We start from the raw sequence: 23,528 nt of genomic DNA, 5'->3' as shown, positions 1-23,528 counted from the left end.
GAAACCCCGATGTCGCAAAGCAAATATCGCCAGCTGGACGTCCGTGCCCCGAGAGGCACGACGCTGACCGCCAGGAGCTGGTTGACCGAAGCGCCGCTGCGTATGTTAATGAACAACCTCGATCCCGATGTCGCTGAAAACCCGCATGAGCTGGTGGTCTATGGCGGTATTGGTCGCGCTGCGCGCAACTGGGAATGCTATGACGCTATCGTGAAGGCGCTGAAAAACCTGGAAAGCGACGAGACTCTGCTGGTGCAGTCCGGCAAACCGGTCGGCGTCTTTAAAACGCATGAAAACTCGCCGCGCGTGCTGATCGCTAACTCCAACCTGGTTCCGCACTGGGCCACCTGGGAACACTTCAACGAACTGGATGCCAAAGGGCTGGCGATGTACGGCCAGATGACCGCCGGCAGCTGGATCTACATCGGTAGCCAGGGCATCGTGCAGGGCACCTACGAAACCTTCGTCGAAGCCGGTCGCCAGCACTATCAGGGCAGCCTGAAAGGCCGTTGGGTATTAACCGCCGGTCTGGGCGGCATGGGTGGCGCGCAGCCGCTGGCCGCGACGCTGGCAGGCGCCTGCTCGCTGAACATCGAATGTCAGCAGAGCCGCATCGATTTCCGTCTGCGTACCCGCTACGTGGATGAACAGGCCACTTCTCTGGATGACGCCCTGGCGCGCATCAAAAAATACACCGCCGAAGGCCGCGCCATCTCCATCGCGCTGTGCGGCAACGCTGCGGATATCGTGCCAGAGCTGGTGAAACGCGGCGTGCGCCCGGATATGGTTACCGATCAGACCAGCGCCCACGATCCGCTGCATGGCTATCTGCCGAAAGGCTGGAGCTGGGAGGAGTATCAGCAGAAAGCCGAATCCGATCCGCAGGGCACCATTCTGGCGGCGAAACGCTCAATGGCCGACCACGTGCAGGCGATGCTGGCCTTCCACGAGATGGGGGTGCCGACCTTCGACTACGGCAACAACATTCGCCAGATGGCGCAGGAAGTGGGCGTCAGCAATGCCTTCGATTTCCCGGGTTTCGTGCCGGCGTATATCCGCCCGCTGTTCTGCCGGGGTATCGGCCCGTTCCGTTGGGTAGCGCTGTCCGGCGATCCGCAGGATATCTACAAAACCGACGCGAAAGTGAAAGAGATCATTAAAGATGATAAGCATCTGCACCACTGGCTGGATATGGCGCGCGAGCGCATCAGCTTCCAGGGACTGCCGGCGCGTATCTGCTGGGTAGGTCTGGAGTGGCGTCAGAAGCTCGGTCTGGCGTTTAACGAAATGGTGCGCAGCGGCGAAGTCTCCGCGCCGATCGTGATTGGCCGCGATCACCTTGATTCCGGCTCCGTCGCCAGCCCGAACCGCGAAACCGAAGCCATGCGCGACGGCTCAGATGCGGTATCCGACTGGCCGCTACTGAACGCCTTGCTTAACACCGCCAGCGGCGCGACCTGGGTGTCGCTGCACCACGGCGGCGGCGTAGGTATGGGCTTCTCGCAGCACTCCGGGATGGTTATCGTCTGTGACGGTACCGATGAAGCGGCGGCGCGTATCGCTCGCGTCCTGCGCAACGACCCGGCGACCGGCGTGATGCGTCATGCCGATGCGGGTTACGATATTGCTATTGAATGCGCAGCAGAACAGGGTCTGAATCTTCCGATGGTGGCAGCAACGCAGGGGAACGCTAAATGAAATCGTTAACGCTCATTCCGGGGAAACTGAGCCTGTCGCAGCTCCGCGAGGTTTACAGCCACCCGCTGAACATTACCCTCGACAGCAGCGCGTTTGCCGCCATTGATGAGAGCGTGGCCTGCGTCAACGCCATCCTTGCCGAAGGGCGTACCGCCTACGGTATCAACACAGGTTTTGGCCTGCTGGCGCAAACCCGTATCTCGACGGACGATCTGGAGAACCTGCAGCGTTCGCTGGTGCTGTCCCATGCGGCGGGCGTTGGCGAGCCGCTGGACGACGACCTGGCGCGGCTGATTATGGTGCTGAAGATTAACAGCCTGTCTCGCGGTTTCTCCGGGATCCGCCTGAGCGTGATCCAGGCGCTGATTGGCCTGGTGAATGCCGGCGTGACGCCGTGGATCCCGGCGAAAGGTTCCGTCGGCGCCTCCGGTGACCTCGCACCGCTGGCGCATATGTCGCTGACCCTGCTGGGCGAAGGCAAAGCGCGGGTACGCGGCGGCGAATGGCTACCGGCCACCGACGCGCTGCGTCAGGCGGGGCTGGAACCGATTACCCTGGCGGCGAAAGAGGGATTGGCGCTGCTGAACGGCACCCAGGCCTCGACGGCTTTTGCGCTGCGCGGTCTGTTCGAAGCCGAAGATCTGTTCGCCTCCGCGGTCGTCTGCGGGGCGTTAACCACCGAAGCGGCGCTGGGTTCGCGTCGTCCGTTCGATACGCGTATTCACGAGGTGCGCGGCCAGCGCGGGCAGATTGATGCGGCGGCACTGTATCGCCACCTGTTGACCGATGACAGCGCGATCTCGCGGTCGCATCATAATTGCACCAAGGTTCAGGATCCGTACTCACTGCGCTGCCAGCCGCAAGTGATGGGCGCCTGCCTGACGCAGATCCGCCAGGCGGCGGAAGTACTGTTAGCCGAAGCGAATGCGGTCTCCGATAACCCGCTGGTCTTTGCCGCCGAAAATGACGTCATCTCCGGCGGTAACTTCCACGCCGAACCGGTGGCGATGGCGGCGGATAATATCGCGCTGGCGATCGCCGAAATCGGCTCGCTCTCCGAGCGTCGTATCGCGCTGATGATGGACAGCCATATGTCGCAGCTGCCGCCGTTCCTCGTGAAAAATGGCGGCGTCAACTCCGGGTTTATGATCGCCCAGGTCACAGCGGCGGCTTTGGCCAGTGAAAACAAAGCGCTGTCACACCCGCATAGCGTTGATAGCCTGCCGACGTCCGCCAACCAGGAAGACCACGTCTCGATGGCGCCGGCTGCCGGCCGTCGGCTGTGGGCGATGGCGGAAAACACCCGCGGCGTACTGGCCGTTGAGTGGCTGGCGGCGGTGCAGGGCCTGGATATGCGCGAAGGGCTGACCACCAGTCCGCTGCTGGAAGAGGCGCGCCATCTGCTGCGCGAACGCGTATCTCACTATACGCAGGATCGTTTCTTCGCCCCTGATATTGAAAATGCCATTGCACTTTTGGCTGCACGTCACCTGACGCGTCTGCTGCCTGCCGTACTGCATTAATCACCGTTGTTCTCTGTACCCGCGTCGGGGGAAGTCATTCCCCCGGCCGACCTACATCGCATATTTGTCGTCATATAAAAAAATCAGGACACCTGTATATGCAACAACAACACAAACCGCATCTGCTGCGCGGGCTGAATGCCCGACACATTCGTTTTATTGCGCTCGGTTCCGCTATCGGCACCGGGCTGTTCTACGGTTCGGCCTCCGCCATTAAGGCGGCGGGCCCGGCGGTGCTGCTGGCCTACCTGATTGGCGGCGCGGCGGTCTTTATGGTCATGCGCGCGCTGGGTGAAATGGCGGTGCGCAATCCGGTTTCCGGCTCCTTTGGCAGCTATGCGCGCCAGTATCTCGGGCCGCTCGCCGGGTTTATCACCGGCTGGACCTATACCTTTGAAATGGTGATCGTGGCGCTGGCCGACGTCACCGCGTTCGGTATCTATATGGGGTTGTGGTATCCCGATGTGCCGCGCTGGATCTGGATCCTCAGCATCATTTTCTTTATTGGCGCGATGAACCTGTGCAACGTGCGGGTGTTTGGCGAGATGGAGTTCTGGCTGTCGCTGATTAAAGTGGTGGCGATTATCGCCATGATGGCGGCGGGCGCGGGGATCATCTTCTTTGGCTTTGGCCATAGTTTCCCGGCCACCGGGCTGGAAAATTTGTGGAGCCACGGCGGCTTTGCGCCACATGGCTGGCAGGGGATCATCGCCTCGCTTGGCATCGTGATGTTCGCTTTCGGCGGCGTGGAAATTATCGGCGTCACGGCGGCGGAAGCGCAGAACCCGAAGAAGGTCATCCCGCAGGCCATCAACACCATTCCGCTGCGTATTATTCTGTTTTACGTCTGCACCCTGGCGGTGCTGATGGCGATCTTCCCGTGGAATAGTTTTGGCGAGCAGGGCAGTCCGTTTGTGCTGATCTTCGATGGTCTGGGGATCCCGGCGGCGGCGACCGTGCTGAATATCATCGTGATTAGCGCCAGTATCTCGGCGATTAACAGCGATATTTTTGGCGCCGGGCGCATGATGTACGGCATGTCGAAAGAGGGGCTGGCGCCGAAGTGCTTCCAGCGGCTCGCCAGCAACGGTGTACCCTGGATGACGGTGGTGGTGATGGGCGTGGCGCTGCTGGTGGCGGTGGTGCTTAACTATCTGATGCCGGAACAGGTCTTTGTCCTGATTGCCTCGCTGGCGGCGTTCGCCACCGTCTGGGTATGGCTGATGATCCTGCTCTCTCATTTCTCGATGCGTCGCGGTTTGTCGGCCGAAGAGCGCAGTAAGATCGAATTCCCGATCCCCTTCTGGCCGGTTGGCCCGCTGTTGACGCTACTGTTTATGGGGCTGGTGATCGCCGTGCTGGGAATGGTGGAAGAGACGCGCGTGGCGCTGTTAGCCGGGTTGGTCTGGTTGGGGCTGCTGACGGTGGTGTGGTACGCGCGCGTGCGTAAAACCGCGCTGCAGGTGGCCACGGAACAGTAAGGTCAATCTCCCCGGTGGCGCTGCGCTTACCGGGGCTACGTTTGGACCGTAGATACTGTTATCGGTTTGCAACGGTTTTGGTCGGGGAAAACATGTGCTTTGTGTTAATTCCGACACATTGCGCTCCCAATATTTCTTCTGCGTTATGTCCCTCATGGCGCAGGGAGCGCACAGGGGGCGGCCAGTCGCCGCCGCCCCCTGTACCCCCGGGCTCCGGCCAGCAACATCGCCACTTCGTGGTGCCTTCGACTTATCCCTGCAGGCTTCGGGTCGGGCCGAGGCAGCGTCCTTGCAAAACACGGCCCTCAGCCCGCATCCATGCGGGCTGCCCCTGCCTTCCGGGAACGTCTCAGCGATGTTGAGGCCGCCAGCATCGGCAGTTTCAGCAAGCATGGTGAATAAATTAAAGGCAGGCCGCACGGACCGTAGGTCGGGTAAGCGCAGCGCCACCCGACAATATACCGGCACCGTGGGTTGCCCGGATAAGGCGCAAGCCGCTATCCGGGGGGATAATTAACTGAACAGGGCGGTGATGGAAGCGCTGGCGAGCGAATGGAAATGGACGTTAAAGCCGACCATCGCGCCGCTCGCCTCGGCATCGACATCAATCTTATCGATATCCAGCGCGTGGACGGTAAAAATGTAGCGGTGGGTTTCACCCTTCGGCGGTGCCGCGCCGCCGTAGCCTGCCTTACCAAAATCGGTGCGGGTCTGAACGGCCTCTTCCGGTAGCTCCGCCTGACCGGAGCCGGCACCCTGCGGTAGCACCCGAGTATCGGCAGGCAGGTTGACTATCACCCAGTGCCACCAGCCGGAGCCGGTCGGTGCATCCGGGTCGTAGCAGGTGACGACAAAGCTTTTGGTGCCCGCGGGCACATCATCCCACATCAGGTGCGGCGAAATATTGTCGCCATCATAGCCCATGCCGTTGAAGACGTGACGGTTAGGCAGCTTGCCGCCGTCCTGGAGATCGTGACTGATCAATTTCATGCTTCATCCTCATTGATAATGTGCAGATTAACAAAGAAGTGTAGCCTTCCCGGCGGCGCAAATCCGCTGTTTATTCGCTAAAAAATGTTTCGTCCTGCACGGCCAGGTTGACCGCACGGGTCAGGCGGGTCAGCTGTTTGGGCGTGATGATGTACGGGGGCATCAGATAAATCAGACGGCCAAACGGGCGGATCCACACCCCTTGTTCGACGAAAAAGCGCTGCAGGGCGGCCATATTTACCGGACGCCGGGTTTCAACCACGCCAATCGCGCCCAGCACGCGCACATCGGCGACCAGCGCAGATCCCCGCGCCGAAGCCAGCTCGGCCTGTAGTTGGGCTTCAATCGCCGCCACCTGCTGTTGCCACTCGCCGCTCTCCAGCAGGCGCAGGCTTTCGCTTGCCACCGCGCAGGCCAGCGGATTGCCCATAAAGGTGGGGCCGTGCATAAAGCAGCCGGCTTCGCCATTGCTGATGGTTTCCGCGATCTCGCGGGTGGTCAGTGCGGCGGAAAGAGTCATGGTGCCGCCGGTCAGCGCTTTACCCAGACACAGAATATCGGCGGCGATACCAGCGTGTTCGCAGGCGAACAGTTTGCCGGTGCGGCCAAAGCCGGTAGCAATCTCATCGGCGATCAGCAAAATCCCTTCCCGGTCGCACATTTTACGCACCCGCCTCAGCCACTCCGGATGGTACATCCGCATTCCGCCGGCGCCCTGGACGATCGGTTCGAGGATCACCGCGGCGATGTCGTGGCGATGCGCGGCCATCAGGCGGGCAAACGGCACCATATCCAGCTCATCCCACTCGCCGTCGAAGCGGCTTTGCGGCGCGGGGGCAAACAGGTTATCCGGCAGATAGCCCTGCCACAGGCTGTGCATTGAATTCTGCGGATCGCAGACCGACATCGCGCCGAACGTGTCGCCATGATAGCCGTTGCGGAAGGTCAGGAAACGACGACGCGGCTGGCCTTTGGCCTGCCAGTACTGCAGCGCCATTTTCATCGCCACCTCTACCGCCACCGAACCGGAATCGGCGAGGAAAACGCACTCCAGCGATTCCGGGGTCATCGCCACCAGTTGGCGGCACAGCGCCACCGCCGACGGATGGGTGATCCCGCCAAACATCACGTGCGACATCTGATCGATCTGCGCTTTCATCGCCGCATTGAGGCGCGGGTGATTGTAGCCGTGGATCGCCGCCCACCAGGAGGACATGCCGTCAACCAGTTGTTCACCGCCGGCGAGGGACAGCTCGCACCCGTGGGCGGAAACCACCGGGTAGACCGGCAGGGGAGAAGTCATAGAGGTGTAGGGGTGCCAGATGTGGCGCCGATCGAAGGCGAGATCGTCCAGTGTCATAAGCGACTTGTAAACCATTTTGAAAACATTTAGGTTTACGAGTATAAACCGAACCGCAAATTAACAAAACCTTTTGGAGAGGCTAATGGCTCACCACGCACGCTGGACAATGTCGCAAGTTACTGAGTTATTTAATAAACCACTCATCGATCTGTTATTCGAAGCGCAGCAAATCCACCGCCAGCATTTTGACCCGCGTCAGGTGCAGGTCAGTACGTTGCTGTCGATTAAAACCGGCGCTTGTCCGGAAGACTGTAAATATTGCCCGCAAAGCGCACGCTACAAAACCGGCCTCGAAACCGAGCGCCTGATGGAGGTCGAGCAGGTGCTGGAGTCGGCACGTCAGGCGAAAAACGCCGGCTCCACCCGCTTCTGCATGGGCGCAGCGTGGAAGAACCCCAATGACCGCGATATGCCCTATCTGGAGCAGATGGTGAAAGGCGTCAAGGCGCTGGGTCTGGAGTCCTGTATGACGCTCGGTACCCTTACCGATAGCCAGGCGCAGCGCCTGGCCGGTGCGGGGCTTGATTACTACAACCATAACCTCGACACCTCGCCGGAATTTTACGGCAACATCATCACCACCCGTACCTATCAGGAGCGTCTGGATACGCTGGATAAAGTGCGCGATGCCGGGATCAAAGTCTGCTCCGGCGGCATCGTCGGGCTGGGAGAGACCGTAAAAGATCGCGCCGGGCTGCTGCTGCAGCTGGCTAATCTGCCGACGCCGCCGGAGAGTGTGCCGATCAACATGCTGGTGAAAGTTAAAGGCACGCCGCTGGCGGATAACGATGATGTCGACGCTTTCGATTTCATCCGCACCATCGCCATCGCACGCATCATGATGCCCACCTCTTACGTGCGTCTCTCCGCCGGCCGCGAACAGATGAACGAGCAGACCCAGGCGATGTGCTTTATGGCCGGGGCGAACTCGATTTTTTACGGCTGCAAGCTGCTCACCACGCCGAACCCGGAAGAGGACAAAGACCTGCAGCTGTTCCGCAAGCTGGGGATCAACCCGCAGCAGACGGCGGTACTGGAAGGCGATAATGAGCAGCAGCAGCGCCTGGAGCAGGCCCTACTCACCCCCGACACTGAGGAATATTACAACGCGGCGGCGCTATGACCTGGCAGCAACGAATCGAGCGGGCGCTGGACGAGCGGCAGCAGACGGATGCGTTTCGCCGCCGCCTGCCGGTAAGCCACGGCGCCGGACGCTGGCTGGAGCGCGAAGGGGAGCGCTGGCTCAACTTCTCCAGCAATGATTACCTGGGCCTGAGCCAGCATGCCGGCATTATCGCCGCCTGGCAGCAGGGGGCGGAACGTTATGGCGTCGGCTCCGGCGGATCGGGCCACGTGAGCGGCTATAGTGAGGCCCACCGCGCGCTGGAAGAGGAACTTGCCGACTGGCTCGGTTACCCGCGCGCGCTACTGTTTATCTCCGGCTTTGCCGCCAATCAGGCACTGGTTGCCGCGCTGGCGGAAAAAGAGGATCGGATTGTCGCCGACCGCCTGAGCCACGCCTCCCTGCTGGAAGCGGCGAGCCTCAGCCCGGCCCAGCTGCGGCGCTTTGCCCACAACGATCCGCAGCAGCTCGCGCAGCTGCTGGCGAAACCGCTGGACGGTCTGCAGTTAGTGGTGACTGAAGGCATTTTCAGTATGGACGGCGACAGCGCGCCGCTGGCGGCCATTCACGCCGCAGCGCAGACCGCCGGGGCGTTATTGCTGGCGGATGACGCCCACGGCATCGGCGTGGTTGGTGAGGAAGGGCGTGGAAGCTGCGCCGCGCAGGGGGTGCGCCCGGATCTGCTGGTGGTCACCTTCGGTAAGGCGTTTGGGGTGAGCGGCGCGGCGGTACTGTGTAGCGAATCGATGGCGGATTATCTGCTGCAGTTTGCCCGTCATCTGATCTACAGCACCGCCATGCCGCCCGCCCAGGCGGTGGCGCTGAGCGCGGCGCTGCGGGTTATTCGTAGCGATGAGGGCCAGCAGCGGCGGGAAACCCTGGCCGCCCGCATCCGTCAGTTCCGTGCAGGGATGGGCGATGTGTCGCTGGGGCTGACCGATTCCGTCAGCGCGATCCAGCCGCTGATCGTCGGCGATAACGCGCGAGCGCTGAGCCTGGCCTGCCGTCTGCGCGAGGCCGGCTGCTGGGCGACGGCGATCCGTCCACCGACGGTGCCGGTCGGCAGCGCTCGCCTGCGTCTGACCCTGACCGCCGCTCATCAGGCTGAGGACATTAACCGTTTACTGGAGGCGCTGCATGGTCACGGTGAATAAGCAGGCGGTGGCCGCGGCGTTTGGCCGGGCGGCCAGCGTCTATACGCAACATGATGAACTGCAGCGGCGCAGCGCCGATCTGCTGCTGCGCCAGCTGGCGCGCCGCGATTTTGCCCAGGTGCTGGATGCCGGCTGCGGCCCCGGCAGCATGAGCCGCTACTGGCGTGAGGCGGGCAGCGTGGTAACCGCGCTGGATCTCTCCGCCGGCATGCTGGCCCAGGCGCAGCGCCACGACGCCGCGCAGCATTATCTGCAGGGCGATATCGAAGCGCTGCCGCTGCCGGATGGCTGCGTCGATCTGGCATGGAGCAACCTGGCGGTGCAGTGGTGCGACGATCTGCGCGCGGCGATCGGCGAGCTGTGCCGGGTGGTGCGACCCGGCGGGCGGGTGGCGTTTACCACGCTGCTGGCCGGATCGCTGCCGGAGCTTAATCAGGCGTGGCAGGCTATTGACGACCGTCCGCATGCCAACCGTTTTCTCAGCGAACCGGCGGTAAGGGCGGCGCTGAGCGGCCTGCGCGCCGAAGGCATCGTTCATCAGATTAGCCTGCCGTTCGCCGATGCGCTGAGCGCTATGCGCTCCCTGAAGGGCATCGGCGCTACCCATTTGCACCAGGGGAGGGCATCCGCCCCGCTTGGCCGCGGCAAACTGCGCGAACTGCAGCTGGCCTGGCCGCAACAGCAGGGTATCTGCCCGCTGACGTATTATCTTTTTACAGGAGTCATTGAACGTGACTAAACGTTTTTTCGTCACCGGAACCGATACTGAAGTCGGGAAAACGGTCGCCAGCAGCGCACTGCTGCAGGCGGCGAACCAGTTGGGTTTTAACACCGCCGGCTATAAACCGGTGGCTTCCGGTAGCGACCTGACCGCACAAGGGTTACGCAATGAAGATGCGCTGGCCCTGCAGCGTAATAGCCGGGTGGCGCTGAGCTATGAACAGGTCAACCCTTATACTTTTGCCGAACCGACCTCGCCGCATATTATTAGCGCCGATGAAGGGCGACCGATTGCCGCGGCGGCGCTTTCCAGTGGCTTACGCGAACTGGAGCGCCTGGCAGACTGGGTACTGGTGGAAGGGGCCGGCGGCTGGTTTACGCCGCTCTCGGACACCCTGACCTTCGCCGACTGGGCGCAGCAGGAGCAGCTGCCGGTGATTCTGGTGGTGGGGGTCAAGCTCGGCTGTATCAACCATGCGATGCTTACCGCCCAGGCGGTGCGCCAGGCGGGGCTGCCGCTGGCGGGCTGGATCGCCAATGACGTGCAGCCGCCGGGCAAGCGCCATGGCGAATATCTGGCGACGCTGAAAAACCGGTTGGCCGCGCCGTTTCTTGGTGAAATACCGTGGCTTGTCGATATCGCGCAGCGCGACGATCTCGGCCAGTATCTGGATCTCAGCGCGCTGGATCTGGCGTCATCCACTGCGCCAGCAGCGGTTCATCCAGCGCCATAATATCGCCCTCGGCGACATTACGCCCCCGGTGAAGGACACAGAACCGATCCGCCACCCGGCGGATAAAGGGCAGGTGCTGCTCGGCGAGCAGCACCGTCAGACCGATATCGCGATTTAACCGCAGCAGCAATTCCGCCAGCTTTTGCAGGCAGCGCGGCCCTGCGCCGCGTGAGGGTTCGTCAAGGATCAGCAGTCGTGGCTGGACGATCAGCGCCCTGGCCAGCGCCAGCTGGTACTGATCGTCGGCGCTTAGCGAAGCGCCTTTGCGCTGCCGTAGCGCATAGAGTTCGGGAAAATGGTCATAAATTTCGCCGCCGCTGGCGTTAGCCCCGGGTTTCCCGGCCGCCAGGGCAATATGCAGGTTCTCTTCCACGCTGAGCTGGGAAAAGATGCGTTTATCCTGCGGCACGTAGCCGATGCCGATGGCGCTGCGCGACTGAGCGGACAGGGGGGTGAGATCGCACGGCGGGGCGCCAATGTCATGCCAGGTCATCCGACCGCTGGCCACCGGCAGATGGCCGGCAATGCAGTTGACCAGGGTGGTTTTTCCCATTCCCTCGCGTCCCAGTACGCCAATGCACTCTCCCGGGCGTAGTTCAAGATCGACATTCCACAGCGAGTGCTGATTACCGTAAAAATGATTTACTGCCTGTAAATTCAACATGGACGTTTTCTCCTTATCCTGGCGTCAGGGCGACAGAAAGATGCTGCAAAACTCTTGCCAGGAAAAAGAACGCTCGGAAAAAACCGCGAAACGCCGACACCATCGGGCATAGTCAGCGCGGGCGCTGCACTTTTCCGGTGCCCGACGCTAAAGGGTGGTGCAAAAAGCAGCAAAAATCGAGCGGCTTTAAACGGATAGTTATCAAAAATAGTTCGATAAAAATTTTTCGCCGCACGGTTTACAGCGAAAGTCGATTTGCGCCGGGCGGCGGCGGTCTTGGGCTGCAGACAGTTATCCACTATTCCTGTGGATAACCTTGTGTATTAGAGTTAGAAAACCTGCGGTAAGCTAGAGCGTACGCGGCCTGCGGCTGAATTGGCGCGAAAGGCGTCTTTTCTTTAAAGTCATTAAATATCAACTTGTTAGATAAAATCAATGGGTGTAAGAAAAGCGTCATCTACTGCCATAAAACTTTCACCCGTCCGCTTGACAAATGTTAAAAGGTAAAAATTTCTGGGGATAACCCTGCCGGCCGGAGGATTATTCCACCCGGTGCGCGTTTTATGCGCACCATGGCGCCGAAATAAGCCGTTTACTGACGCTATCATAGTGATGTACTGTTTAAATATCCAGTATAATTTGTTGGCAAAAAATGGCCCGGAGGGTAGAATTAAACACCGGCCGCTAAATCCATCTTCAGGTTTTGATCAATGAGTAAATCGTTTGTTCTGCATTCCGCCTTTCGCCCCTCCGGAGACCAACCGGAAGCCATCCGCCGCCTGGAAGAGGGGCTGGAGGATGGGCTCGCGCATCAAACGCTGCTGGGGGTCACCGGCTCCGGTAAAACCTTCACCATCGCCAACGTAATTGCCGACCTGCAGCGGCCGACGATGGTGCTGGCGCCAAACAAAACCCTGGCGGCCCAGCTCTACGGCGAGATGAAAGAGTTTTTCCCGGAGAATGCCGTCGAGTATTTCGTCTCCTACTACGATTACTATCAGCCGGAAGCCTACGTCCCCAGCTCAGATACCTTCATTGAGAAGGACGCCTCGGTAAACGAACATATCGAGCAGATGCGCTTGTCGGCGACCAAAGCGCTGCTCGAGCGGCGCGACGTGGTGGTAGTGGCGTCAGTCTCGGCTATCTACGGCCTCGGCGACCCGGACCTGTACCTGAAGATGATGCTGCACCTGACGGTCGGGATGCTGATTGACCAGCGCGCTATCCTGCGCCGTCTGGCCGAACTGCAGTATACCCGCAACGATCAGGCCTTCCAGCGCGGCACCTTTCGCGTGCGCGGCGAGGTGATCGACGTCTTCCCGGCGGAATCCGACGATATCGCGCTGCGCATTGAGCTGTTTGATGAAGAGGTCGAGCGCCTGTCGCTGTTCGACCCGCTCACCGGCCACGTGGAATCGACGGTGCCGCGCTACACCATTTATCCCAAGACCCACTACGTGACGCCGCGGGAACGCATCGTCCAGGCGATGGAAGAGATCAAGCTGGAGCTGGCGGAGCGGCGCAAGGTTCTGCTGGCCAACAACAAGCTTCTGGAAGAGCAGCGCTTAACCCAGCGTACCCAGTTCGACCTCGAAATGATGAACGAACTGGGCTACTGCTCGGGCATTGAAAACTACTCGCGCTTCCTTTCCGGTCGCGGGCCCGGCGAGCCGCCGCCCACTCTGTTTGACTATCTGCCGGCAGACGGTCTGCTGGTGATAGACGAATCCCACGTTACGGTGCCGCAGATCGGCGGTATGTACCGGGGCGACCGGGCGCGCAAAGAGACGCTGGTGGAGTACGGTTTCCGCCTGCCGTCGGCGCTGGATAACCGGCCGATGAAGTTTGAAGAATTTGAAGCGCTGGCCCCGCAAACCATCTACGTCTCGGCAACCCCCGGCGCCTACGAGCTGGATAAATCCGGCGGCGAAGTGGTGGATCAGGTGGTGCGGCCGACCGGTCTGCTTGACCCGATCATCGAAGTGCGGCCGGTAGCCACCCAGGTAGACGATCTGTTGTCAGAGATCCGCCTGCGCACGGCCATCAACGAGCGCGTGCTGGTGACCACCCTCACTAAGCGGATGGCGGAGGATTTAACCGAGTATCTTGAGGAGCACGGCGAGCGGGTGCGCTATCTGCACTCGGATATCGACACCGTCGAGCGCATGGAGATTATCCGCGACCTGCGCCTTGGCGAGTTTGACGTGCTGGTAGGGATCAACCTGCTGCGTGAGGGGCTGGATATGCCGGAGGTGTCGCTGGTGGCGATCCTGGATGCCGATAAAGAGGGCTTCCTGCGCTCCGAACGCTCGCTTATCCAGACCATCGGCCGCGCGGCGCGAAACATCAACGGCAAGGCCATCCTTTACGGCGATAAGATCACCCCTTCCATGGCCAAAGCCATTGGCGAGACCGAGCGTCGACGGGAGAAACAGCAGCGTTATAACGAAGAGCATGGCATCGTACCGCAGGGCCTCAACAAGAAAGTGGTGGATATCCTGCAGTTGGGCCAGGGCCTGGCGAAAACTAAAGCCAAAGGGCGCGGTAAAGCGAAGGCCGTTGAGCCTGCCGGGCTTAGCGCCGTGGAGATGACGCCAAAAGCGCTGCAGCAGAAGATCCACGAGCTGGAAGGGCAGATGATGCAGCACGCCCAGAACCTCGAGTTCGAAGAGGCGGCGCAAATTCGCGACCAGTTGCATCAGCTGCGCGAGCTGTTTATCGCCGCCTCCTGAGTCCCGGCGCATACTGCCGGAGTGGGCGTGTGGGGCGTAGTGAAGGCGGGACGCTTCTCTCATTGTCCCGCTACCAGATAGCAAACCTTTGAGAAGAAAAAAGGCCGCATTGCGGCCTTCTTAATGTTTGCTTAATCTCGCCAGGCGACACTAACCTCCCCATGATGAGGATAGCGCCCATGCAAAAAATCAACTTCCGTGAATATCTGGCGGTCGCCACCGCCCTGGTTATTATTGTTGCCTTTTTCCATCAGTGGGTACTGACGTTCTGACCCGCGCGCCGCGGGAATAACACCCACGCGCGGACGCCGGGCCCCGGCTGGCGGTTGTGCAGGAAGAACTGGGCGTCATGCAGCTGAGCAATGCGCGTGACGATGCTCAGTCCGAGGCCTATGCCGCCGTAGCGACTGTCCATGCGCACAAACGCTTTACTGAGTTCGCCGCTTTTCGCCTCATCAATCCCTGGGCCTTCATCTTCCACCGCCATCACCGGCATCAGGCCCGCTTTCACCGACACGCGGATAGTTGACCCTTCCGGGCTGTAGCGGTGAGCATTCTCCACCAGATTGCGCAGGATCACACGGATTAACGTCGCGTCGCCAGAGACGATGGCCTCGCTTTCGACATCCGTCAGCAGCAGCCGCTGCTGACGCTGCGCCAGCATGGTCTCCAGCTCATCCTGCAGCGGTTTGACCACGTCATCCAGCAGCAGCACCTGCTGATAGCTGCCGGCGGAAAAAGACTGTCCGACGCGCGCCAGCTGCAGCAGTTGCGAAATGCTGGTGGTCATCTGGTCGAGGCGCTGGATCAGTGGGTCGACGCCCACGCCGTGCACTTTCGCCAGTAGTTCGAGGTGCAACCGCAGGCCGGCCAGCGGGGTACGTAGCTCATGCGCCACGTCGGCGGTAAACAGCCGCTCACGGTCGAGGGTCAGATTGAGGCGGGAAACCAGCTGATTCAGGGCGGTGGTCACCGCCGTGACTTCGGGCACCGATTCGCTGAGCACGATGGGGGTGAGGTTGTCCGGCGTGCGGCTCTCCAGCTCGCTTTGCAGTCGGGAGAGCGGGCGGGTGATCTTGCGCACCGCCAGCATGCTGATATACAGCGCCAGGCCAACGATCAACAGGCTCGGCACCAGCAGGCTGGCGACCGCTTCCCGTACCTCATGCTCCACATGTTTCTGGTTATTGTGGCCTTCGATGGCGCTGGCCACCAGCAGCTGGATCTGCTCTTTGCTCTCATGCCATAGCCAGAAGACGCTGATCAGCTGGCAGACCACCAGGATGGCGCCAATGGTCAGCAGCAGCCGGTGGCGCATGGTCCAGGTTTCGGTTGCAAACAGAGCCATGGTCTATTCCGTGTCGATGTGGTTAGCCAGCATATAGCCAAAACCCCTGACGGTGCGGATCCGCGATTTGCCAATCTTTTCGCGCAGGTTATGAATATGCACCTCAAGGGTATTGGTCGCCGGCTCGTTGTCCCAGCTGTAGATGTCGTTGTAGAGGATCTCACGATGCACCGGGCTACCGGCTTTCATCATCAGCCGCGACAGCAGGGCATACTCTTTTGGCGTCAATTCCAGCGCCGCCTCACCCAGCCACACCAGGCGGCGGGTGACGTTGAGGCGCAGATCGCCGACGCTGATTTCGTTATCGCCCCGGTTATTATGCCGGCGGAGCAGGGCGCGAATGCGCGCATTCAGCTCTTCCAGGGCAAAGGGTTTCACCAGATAGTCATCCGCGCCGGTATCGAGACCGCTAATGCGATCCTCAAGCGTATCGCGGGCGGTGAGGATCAGCACCGGCTGGGTCATCTTCTCCCGCCGCATGCGGGTGAGAAAATGCAGACCGTCTTCATCCGGCAGGCCGAGGTCGAGGACGATCAGGCTGTAGTGATTGCTGGCCAACGATAGCGCCGCTTCGTGCGCTGTGGAGACGCCGTCGCATACGTATCCTTCACTTTGCATCGCCAGAATCAACCCCTGCAACAGCAGCGCATCGTCTTCAATGACTAAGATTTTCATCAACCAGCCTCTCTACATGGCGTTAAAATATCATCTGCTGCCTGGTACTCGTGGGTGCTGACGCCGAGCAGGCCGAGCAGGGTGGAGAACAGATTATCTTGTGAATAATCCTTCGTCTTAGCCTGTTGTTGCAAACACTGGCTGGAGACACCGTAACGTTGCTGGTAATCCGGCGACAGCCACAGCAGCATGGGCACGTGTTTTTGCGTATCCGGCGCAATTGAGTACGGCAGACCATGCAAATAGACGCCATCTTCACCCAGCGATTCGCCGTGGTCTGACAAATAAACCAGACTAGTGGTAAATTTATCCTGTTTGGATTGCAGTAATTTTATCGCTTTATCAACAACATAGTCGACATACAGAATGGTGTTGTCGTAGGTATTGTTCAACTGTTGTTGCGTACAACTTTGGATTTCATTGGTATCGCAGGTCGGGGTGAATTTTTTGAATTCAGCCGGATAGCGGTTGTAATAGGTCGGGCCGTGGCTGCCGATAGTATGCAGTACGATAATGCCATCCTGTTTCAGGTTGTCGATGTAACTGTCCAGATTATGGAACAGGACCTCATCGTAGCACTCGCCGTCGATGCACTGACCGCTGAGGTGCAGGTCGGTGACGTTCTGGTGCGGTACACGGTCACAGGCGCCTTTACAGCCACCGTCATTGTCGTTCCACAGCACCTGAACACCGGCGCGCTGCAGAATATCCAGGACGCCTTCCTGATGGTGCGCCAGTTCTTCATCGTAATGCGCGCGCGGCATATTGGAGAACATACAGGGGACGGAAACCGCAGTTGCCGTGCCGCAGGAGGTGGTTTTCGGGAAGTACACCACGTCGTCCTGTTGCAGGCGTGGGTTAGTCTCCCGATCGTAGCCGCCCAGCGAGAAGTTCCCGGCGCGCGAGGTTTCGCCCAGCACCACAATCGTCAGGTTTTTGCGGGGGCCGCTATGCATCACTGGTTTCTGCCTGGCATCTTCGCCAATCTTCACCAGCGGCAGATTGTCCATGCGGTTGTGCGCATACCACGAGTTCAGCGCCACAATGCTGTTGGAGGGACTCAGGGATTTCACCAGTTCTTTGTTGTTACGGAACACCGAGGCGTAATCTTTGTAGAACAGCGAGGCCACCAGAATAATCAGCAGCGCCGAAACGGCGATATTGAGCAGGCGCATCGCCGCGCCGCGCCACCGTGTGGCGGGCTTACGGATTTTCACCCACCAGGCGACGAATACCGCTAAAACCCCCGAGAGGCCGAGGACGGCGATCATTTCGCCGGAGAGCAGAGCAAAGCTCTCCGCCGGAGTGGTGTCGAGGATATTGGTGATCATGCTGCGGTCGATCACTACCCCGAAGTTCCAGATAAAGTACTGCGCCGACGCGCTGAGCAGAATAAACAGGCTGATGACCACCCGATCGAGCTTCAGGAACGAGGCGAGGGTGGTGATGATATTCATCACGCTAATGGCCACGATCGGCATACTGAGGAATACCAGCCAGTTATGCAGGCTGTTTACCGGCAGTAACGGGAAAACCTGGCGATAAAAAGCCAGGTTGAGAAAGATACCGATATAGCAAGCAAAGAGAATCAAATAAGTCGTGCGGCTGAAGAGCGGTCGACGCAGAGGCAATAACGACATAATACCTACCCACAGAAAGAGATAAGCGTATAGTGCCAGCCCTATTTTAAGACAACCTTAAGATTTTAAGGTGCACCGAAGGTTGGCCCTCCGGCGCGCAGCGTCAGCCAGGAAGCTGAATCGCCTTTTCCAGCGCGCCGCGAAGCAGCGCCCGATCATGGCGATAGGGCACGTCACTGGCCTCCAGCGGCGTCTGGATCACCAGCCGGTCGTTGATGCCGCGGATATCGGCTTTTGGCCCGGCGATCACCGCATCCACCACCCGCTTACCCACATAGCGCTCCATAATCGCAATGCGTTCCGCCAGCGACAGCCTCGCCGCCGGGCTGTGCTCTTTGCCGAGGTTATCGATAAACACCATCGGCGCCGGGGTGCGGCGCAGCGCCTGGGCCATCTCGTCGAGCAGCAGGATCGGCAGCAGGCTGGTGTAAAAGCTGCCCGGGCCGATGAGGATCAGATCGGCTTCGGCGATCGCTTCCACCGCCTCGCGGGTGGCGGGTACCGGTGGGGTAAGCATCAGCTCCTGCGGTAGGTTGTCGAGCTGATCGATATTCACTTCGCCGTAAACTTCATGGCCTTCATGATCGAGCGCCATCAAATCCACCGGTTGTTCCGACATCGGGATAAGAAACGCGTCTACTTTGAGCAGGTTTCTGATTAAATTGATAGCTTCTAAAGGCCGCACGCTCAGGTGGTCCAGCGCCTTTAACATCAGATTTCCGAGGTTATGCCCGGAAAGTTCGCCATTACCGCTAAAACGATACTCGAACATCGCCGACGCCACGCTGGGCTCGGCAATTAACTGATTGATGCAGTTGCGCATATCGCCCCAGGCAATGCCGCCTTCCGAGCGGCGGATCCGCCCGGTGGAGCCCCCGTTGTCGGTGGTGGTGACAATGCCGGTCAGCCGCGAGCCGAGCGAGGAGAGGGAGGACATCACCCGGCCCAGACCATGCCCGCCGCCGAGCGCGACCACCCGATCGAGGTCAGCGAATGTACGATTGCGCATAGAAATTCCTTATTTCACATAAACGGCCACACACTACCCGATCTACCCCTAAAAGACGATGGGAGGAGCCCGACAAACTGACCGACATCAAGGCAAAAAAATGATTTATGGCTATTCTGTAGCGAAAATGCACGAAGGTAGCGATATATACAATGTTATATAACGAAATCGCAAATGGCGAAACCGTCCGTAACGCGCTACTATCGGCATAACCTGTTAACACTCTAGCCTCTTCGCCTGTGTCAAAAGATATGGCGGTTTGGCCGCGACCCCTCCGGGTGTCGCCAGGGCGTGGGAAGAAATGACCGCGCCTCCCGTATTTGGAAAGGTGTATATGGCCTCACAGCTTACCGATGCATTCGCGCGTAAGTTTTTTTACCTGCGTCTGTCGATTACCGATGTGTGCAACTTCCGTTGCACCTACTGCCTGCCGGACGGCTACAAACCCGGCGCCGTCAATAACAACGGCTTTCTCAGCGTAGACGAAGTGCGCCGCGTCACGCGCGCTTTCTCCGCGCTGGGCACCGAAAAAGTTCGCCTCACCGGTGGGGAACCCTCTCTGCGTCGCGACTTCACCGAAATCATTGCCGCGGTGCGTGAAAACCCGGCGATCCGTCAGATTGCGGTTACCACCAACGGTTACCGCCTGGCGCGCGATGTCGAACGCTGGCGCGATGCCGGGCTGACGGCGATTAACGTCAGCGTTGATAGCCTCGACGCCCGTCAATTTCAGGCCATCACCGGCCAGGACAAGTTCCACCAGGTGATGGACGGCATTGATGCTGCTTTCGCCGCGGGCTTTGACAAGGTGAAGGTCAATACCGTGCTGATGCGTGATGTTAATCATCACCAGCTCGATACCTTTCTCGCGTGGATCCAACCCCGTCGTATTCAGCTGCGTTTTATTGAGCTGATGGAAACCGGAGAGGGCAGCGATCTGTTCCGCCGTCACCATCTTTCCGGCATGGTGCTGCGCGACGAGCTGCTGCGCCGCGGCTGGATCCACCAGATCCGCCAGCGCAGCGATGGCCCGGCGCAGGTCTTTTGTCACCCGGATTACGCCGGTGAAATCGGCCTCATCATGCCGTATGAAAAAGATTTCTGCGCCACCTGCAACCGCCTGCGCGTCTCATCCGTTGGCAAACTGCACCTGTGTCTGTTTGGCGAAGGCGGCGTCGACCTGCGCGACCTGATGGCTGAGGACGAGCAACAGGCCGAGCTGGAAGCGCGGATAGCCGAAGCCTTGACCCATAAAAAGCAGACCCATTTCCTGCATCAGGGCAACACCGGTATTACGCATAACCTGTCCTATATTGGCGGTTAATCGTTTTCGAAAGGAGCATTCAGATGAGCCAGGCTAGCGCTGAGTTTATTCCGACCCGTATTGCTATTCTTACTGTTTCCAGCCGCCGTGGCGAAGAGGATGATACCTCCGGCCACTGGCTGCGCGAGGCGGCGCAGGAGGCGGGACACCATGTCGTCGATAAGGCGATTGTGAAAGAAAACCGCTACGCCATCCGCGCCCAGGTGTCGGCGTGGATCGCCAGCGATGACGTGCAGGTGGTGCTGATCACCGGCGGGACCGGGTTCACCGAGGGTGACCAGGCGCCGGAAGCGCTGCTGCCGCTGTTTGACCGTGAGGTCGAAGGCTTTGGCGAAGTGTTCCGCATGCTGTCGTTCGAAGAGATCGGCACCTCGACGCTGCAGTCCCGGGCCGTGGCCGGCGTCGCCAACCGCACGCTGATTTTTGCCATGCCGGGCTCGACCAAAGCCTGCCGCACGGCGTGGGACAACATCATTGCCCCGCAGCTGGATGCTCGCACCCGTCCGTGTAACTTCATTCCTCACCTGAAGAAATAATCTATGTCACAACTGACCCATATTAACGCCGCGGGCGAAGCCCATATGGTGGATGTCTCCGGCAAAGCGGAAACGGTGCGCGAAGCGCGCGCCGAGGCTTATGTCGAAATGCAGGCGGCGACGCTGGCGATGATTATCGACGGCAGCCACCATAAAGGCGATGTGTTCGCCACCGCGCGTATCGCCGGGATCCAGGCGGCAAAACGTACCTGGGAGCTGATCCCGCTGTGTCATCCGCTGATGCTGAGCAAAGTGGAAGTCAATCTGCAGGCGCAGCCGGAGCATAACCGGGTGCGCATTGAGTCACTTTGCCGTCTGACCGGTAAAACCGGCGTTGAGATGGAAGCATTGACCGCCGCCTCCGTTGCCGCGCTGACCATCTACGACATGTGCAAGGCGGTGCAAAAAGATATGGTCATTGGCCCGCTGCGCCTGCTGGCGAAAAGCGGCGGCAAGTCCGGCGATTTTAAGGTGGACGAACGCCATGATTAAGGTTCTGTTTTTCGCCCAGGTGCGCGAACTGGTCGGCACCGATGCCCTGACGCTCGACGCCCGCGACCTGGCAACCGTCGAAGCCGTGCGTCAGCAGCTTGCCGCTCGCGGCGACCGCTGGGCGCTGGCCCTGGAAGAGGGCAAGCTGCTGGCGGCAGTCAACCAGACGCTGACCGCGTTTGACCATCCGGTCGCCAGCGGCGACGAAGTGGCGTTCTTCCCGCCGGTGACCGGAGGCTAAGATGACGCAAACTCGTATCGTGGTTAGCCCGGCACGCTTTAGCGTCGGCGATGAGTATCCGTGGCTGGCCGAGCGCGATGAAGACGGTGCGGTGGTTACCTTCACCGGTAAAGTGCGCAATCACAATCTTGGCGACAGCGTAAAAGCGCTGACCCTCGAGCACTATCCGGGGATGACCGAGAAATCACTGGCGGAAATTGTCAACCTGGCGCGCGAGCGCTGGCCGCTGGGCCGGGTGACGGTTATCCACCGCATCGGCGAAATGTGGCCGGGGGAAGAGATTGTGTTTGTCGGCGTCACCAGCGCCCACCGCGGCAGCGCCTTCGCCGCCGGCGAGTTTATTATGGACTACCTGAAAACCCGCGCGCCGTTCTGGAAGCGTGAGGCGACGCCGGAAGGCGAACGCTGGGTCGACGCCCGCGACAGCGATCGTCAGGCGGCAGAGCGCTGGTAGTGTGATACGCTTACAGGGTGAAACTTTGTTAATCAGGAGAGAGTCATGGACAGATATCCGCGTTCCGATTCAATCGTGCAGGGCCGTACCGGCCTGCAGACTTACATGGCGCAGGTATACGGCTGGATGACGGTCGGCCTGCTGCTGACGGCGTTTATCGCGTGGTTTGCGGCGAATACCCCGGCGGTGATGATGTTCGTCTTTTCGAGCAAAATCACTTTCTTCGGGCTGATTATTGCCCAGCTGGCGCTGGTGTTTGTGCTGTCGGGGATGGTGCAGCGGCTGAGCGCCGGGATGGCCACCACGCTGTTTATGCTCTACTCGGCGCTGACCGGGCTGACGCTGTCGAGCATTTTTATCGCCTATACCTACTCATCGATCGCCAGCACCTTTGTGGTCACCGGCGGGATGTTCGGGGCGATGAGCTTGTATGGTTACACCACGAAGCGCGATCTGAGCGGCTTCGGCAGCATGCTGTTTATGGGGCTGATTGGCATCGTGCTGGCATCGCTGGTCAACTTGTGGCTGAAGAGCGAGGCGCTGATGTGGGCGGTGACCTACATTGGGGTGGTGCTGTTTGTCGGTTTGACGGCGTATGACACCCAGAAGCTGAAAAACATCGGCGAGCAGATTGACACCCGCGACAGCGCTACGCTGCGTAAATACTCGATCCTCGGGGCCTTAACGCTGTACCTGGACTTTATCAACCTGTTCCTGATGCTGCTGCGTATTATGGGCAACCGCCGCTAACCTCTTAATATCAAAGAGTTGCATCTCCTAATGCCCGGCAAGCGCAGCGCCGCCGGGCGATGGCATCAGGCACGGTACCCGTGGTGCTGCCGGGTGGCGGCTAACGCCTTACCCGACCTACGGTCCTTGCGACCTGCCTTTAATGTCTTCACCACGCTGGCTGAAACTACCAGTGCTGGTGGCCTCAAAATCGCTGAGACGTTCCCGGAAGGCCGGGGCAGCCCGCATGGATGCGGGCTGAGGGCCGTGTTTTGCAGGGACGCTGCCTCGGCCCGACCCGAAGCCTGCAGGGATAAGTCGAAGGCACCACGAAGTGGCGATTTTGCTGGCCGGAGCCCGGGGGGACAGGGGGCGGCGGCGACTGGCCGCCCCCTGTGCGCTCCCTGCGCCATGAATGACATAACGCAGAAGACTAACCGGGAGCGCAAACTACGCTGAAGCCACAGATAATATAAACAACCACACCGCAGTGCTTCCCCTCACCCTGTCCCTCTCCCGGAGGGAGAGGGAACCGTCCGGCTGGCGTTTAGGCCCGTGCATGCGCAGCGCCGCCGGGCAGGATACCTCCGGCGCCATACCCGTCTTGTGCCGGATGGCGCTACGCTTATCCGGCCTACGGTTTGTGCGGTCTGCCGTTAATTTATTCACCTTTCTTGCTGAAACTGCCGGTGCTGACGGCCTCAACATCGCTGAGACGTTCCCGGAAGGCCGGGGCAGCCCGCATGGATGCGGGCTGAGGGCCGTGTTTTGCATGGACGCTGCCTCGGCCCGACCCGAAGCCTGCAGGGATAAGTCGAAGGGACCGCGTAGCGGCGATGTTGCTGGCCGGAGCCCGGGGGTACAGGGGGCGGCGGCGACTGGCCGCCCCTGTGCGCTC

21 protein-coding genes, 1 pseudogene and 1 riboswitch are annotated in these 23,528 nt (G+C 60.1%); of the genes and pseudogenes, 14 read left to right on the top strand and 8 right to left on the bottom strand.

Features of this window, described 5'->3' with window-relative positions; all coding sequences use genetic code 11:
• Positions 1–9 precede the first annotated feature (9 nt).
• The 3 genes from hutU (at position 10) to FHW76_RS06465 (ending at position 4,702) form a co-directional block, all read left to right on the top strand.
• On the top strand, positions 10–1,698 hold the full coding sequence (gene hutU, locus FHW76_RS26385) for a urocanate hydratase (RefSeq protein ID WP_008805729.1): 1,689 nt from the start codon (positions 10–12) through the stop codon (positions 1,696–1,698).
• Positions 1,695–3,221, top strand: a complete 1,527-nt coding sequence (gene hutH, locus FHW76_RS06470; RefSeq protein WP_183476494.1) for a histidine ammonia-lyase — start codon at positions 1,695–1,697, stop codon at positions 3,219–3,221. The genes hutU and hutH overlap by 4 nt, the downstream gene beginning before the upstream one ends.
• Before the next feature lie 98 nt (positions 3,222–3,319).
• Positions 3,320–4,702, top strand: a complete 1,383-nt coding sequence (locus FHW76_RS06465) for an amino acid permease (protein WP_012968669.1) — start codon at positions 3,320–3,322, stop codon at positions 4,700–4,702.
• Between the two features lie 513 nt (positions 4,703–5,215).
• On the opposite strand, the gene FHW76_RS06460 is transcribed toward FHW76_RS06465, so the two are convergent.
• Both FHW76_RS06460 and bioA read right to left on the bottom strand, forming a co-directional pair.
• Positions 5,216–5,692 (bottom strand): kinase inhibitor, encoded by a 477-nt coding sequence (locus tag FHW76_RS06460; RefSeq protein ID WP_183476492.1) that lies wholly within the window; start codon positions 5,690–5,692, stop codon positions 5,216–5,218.
• 70 nt (positions 5,693–5,762) lie between these two features.
• Entirely contained in the window at positions 5,763–7,052 is a 1,290-nt protein-coding gene (gene bioA / locus FHW76_RS06455; RefSeq protein WP_012542401.1) for an adenosylmethionine--8-amino-7-oxononanoate transaminase, read from the bottom strand.
• A gap of 85 nt (positions 7,053–7,137) precedes the next feature.
• On the opposite strand from bioA, the gene bioB reads away from it, so the two are divergent.
• From bioB to bioD, 4 genes are read left to right on the top strand one after another with little or no spacing between them, the layout of a single operon-like run.
• Complete coding sequence (gene bioB, locus FHW76_RS06450; protein ID WP_135713903.1) at positions 7,138–8,178, top strand: biotin synthase BioB; 1,041 nt, start codon at positions 7,138–7,140, stop codon at positions 8,176–8,178.
• A complete protein-coding gene (bioF, locus tag FHW76_RS06445) occupies positions 8,175–9,332 on the top strand; it encodes an 8-amino-7-oxononanoate synthase (RefSeq protein ID WP_183476490.1) in 1,158 nt (385 codons plus the stop codon). Before bioB ends, bioF begins: the two co-directional genes overlap by 4 nt.
• Positions 9,316–10,071, top strand: coding sequence for a malonyl-ACP O-methyltransferase BioC (gene bioC / locus FHW76_RS06440; RefSeq protein ID WP_110192836.1), 756 nt, complete (start codon positions 9,316–9,318; stop codon positions 10,069–10,071). The genes bioF and bioC overlap by 17 nt, the downstream gene beginning before the upstream one ends.
• A complete protein-coding gene (gene bioD, locus FHW76_RS06435; RefSeq protein ID WP_012542397.1) occupies positions 10,064–10,786 on the top strand; it encodes a dethiobiotin synthase in 723 nt (240 codons plus the stop codon). Before bioC ends, bioD begins: the two co-directional genes overlap by 8 nt.
• Here bioD and FHW76_RS06430 read toward each other — a convergent pair.
• Positions 10,728–11,450 (bottom strand): ABC transporter ATP-binding protein, encoded by a 723-nt coding sequence (locus FHW76_RS06430; protein ID WP_008805739.1) that lies wholly within the window; start codon positions 11,448–11,450, stop codon positions 10,728–10,730. The genes bioD and FHW76_RS06430 overlap by 59 nt on opposite strands.
• A gap of 89 nt (positions 11,451–11,539) precedes the next feature.
• A pseudogene (locus FHW76_RS06425) lies at positions 11,540–11,749 on the bottom strand (hypothetical protein); the annotation flags it as partial.
• 411 nt (positions 11,750–12,160) lie between these two features.
• On the opposite strand from FHW76_RS06425, the gene uvrB reads away from it, so the two are divergent.
• Complete coding sequence (uvrB, locus tag FHW76_RS06420) at positions 12,161–14,182, top strand: excinuclease ABC subunit UvrB (protein WP_008805740.1); 2,022 nt, start codon at positions 12,161–12,163, stop codon at positions 14,180–14,182.
• Positions 14,183–14,432: 250 nt separating this feature from the next.
• Here uvrB and pmrB read toward each other — a convergent pair whose 3' ends face one another.
• The 4 genes from pmrB to yvcK form a co-directional block, all read right to left on the bottom strand.
• Entirely contained in the window at positions 14,433–15,530 is a 1,098-nt protein-coding gene (gene pmrB, locus FHW76_RS06415; RefSeq protein ID WP_012968668.1) for a two-component system sensor histidine kinase PmrB, read from the bottom strand.
• Positions 15,531–15,533: 3 nt separating this feature from the next.
• A complete protein-coding gene (gene pmrA / locus FHW76_RS06410) occupies positions 15,534–16,205 on the bottom strand; it encodes a two-component system response regulator PmrA (protein WP_048964683.1) in 672 nt (223 codons plus the stop codon).
• On the bottom strand, positions 16,205–17,845 hold the full coding sequence (gene eptA, locus FHW76_RS06405) for a phosphoethanolamine transferase EptA (protein ID WP_183476488.1): 1,641 nt from the start codon (positions 17,843–17,845) through the stop codon (positions 16,205–16,207). The genes pmrA and eptA overlap by 1 nt, the downstream gene beginning before the upstream one ends.
• Before the next feature lie 103 nt (positions 17,846–17,948).
• Positions 17,949–18,854: a uridine diphosphate-N-acetylglucosamine-binding protein YvcK gene (gene yvcK / locus FHW76_RS06400; RefSeq protein ID WP_008805745.1), complete on the bottom strand. Its 906-nt coding sequence runs from the start codon at positions 18,852–18,854 to the stop codon at positions 17,949–17,951.
• A 208-nt stretch (positions 18,855–19,062) separates the two neighbouring features.
• Positions 19,063–19,201: riboswitch (molybdenum cofactor riboswitch) on the top strand.
• On the opposite strand from yvcK, the gene moaA reads away from it, so the two are divergent.
• From moaA to FHW76_RS06370, 6 genes are all read left to right on the top strand, one after another.
• The gene (moaA, locus tag FHW76_RS06395; RefSeq protein WP_183476487.1) at positions 19,189–20,178 is read left to right on the top strand and encodes a GTP 3',8-cyclase MoaA; all 990 of its coding nucleotides are present in this window, start codon (positions 19,189–19,191) and stop codon (positions 20,176–20,178) included. Its footprint overlaps the riboswitch before it by 13 nt.
• A gap of 23 nt (positions 20,179–20,201) precedes the next feature.
• The gene (moaB, locus tag FHW76_RS06390; RefSeq protein WP_008805747.1) at positions 20,202–20,714 is read left to right on the top strand and encodes a molybdenum cofactor biosynthesis protein B; all 513 of its coding nucleotides are present in this window, start codon (positions 20,202–20,204) and stop codon (positions 20,712–20,714) included.
• Between the two features lie 3 nt (positions 20,715–20,717).
• The gene (moaC, locus tag FHW76_RS06385) at positions 20,718–21,206 is read left to right on the top strand and encodes a cyclic pyranopterin monophosphate synthase MoaC (protein WP_008805748.1); all 489 of its coding nucleotides are present in this window, start codon (positions 20,718–20,720) and stop codon (positions 21,204–21,206) included.
• Positions 21,199–21,447 (top strand): molybdopterin synthase sulfur carrier subunit, encoded by a 249-nt coding sequence (moaD, locus tag FHW76_RS06380; RefSeq protein ID WP_012968665.1) that lies wholly within the window; start codon positions 21,199–21,201, stop codon positions 21,445–21,447. Before moaC ends, moaD begins: the two co-directional genes overlap by 8 nt.
• Before the next feature lies 1 nt (position 21,448).
• The gene (gene moaE, locus FHW76_RS06375) at positions 21,449–21,901 is read left to right on the top strand and encodes a molybdopterin synthase catalytic subunit MoaE (RefSeq protein WP_008805750.1); all 453 of its coding nucleotides are present in this window, start codon (positions 21,449–21,451) and stop codon (positions 21,899–21,901) included.
• Positions 21,902–21,946: 45 nt separating this feature from the next.
• A complete protein-coding gene (locus FHW76_RS06370) occupies positions 21,947–22,651 on the top strand; it encodes a Bax inhibitor-1/YccA family protein (RefSeq protein WP_004142079.1) in 705 nt (234 codons plus the stop codon).
• The last annotated feature ends 877 nt before the right edge of the window (positions 22,652–23,528 follow it).

The sequence above is a fragment of the Klebsiella sp. RC2 genome (assembly GCF_014192815.1).
In the GTDB taxonomy this organism is placed as follows: domain Bacteria; phylum Pseudomonadota; class Gammaproteobacteria; order Enterobacterales; family Enterobacteriaceae; genus Klebsiella; species Klebsiella variicola.
Note: the sequence above shows the minus strand (reverse complement) of the source record. Positions and strands in the feature narration are given on the sequence as shown.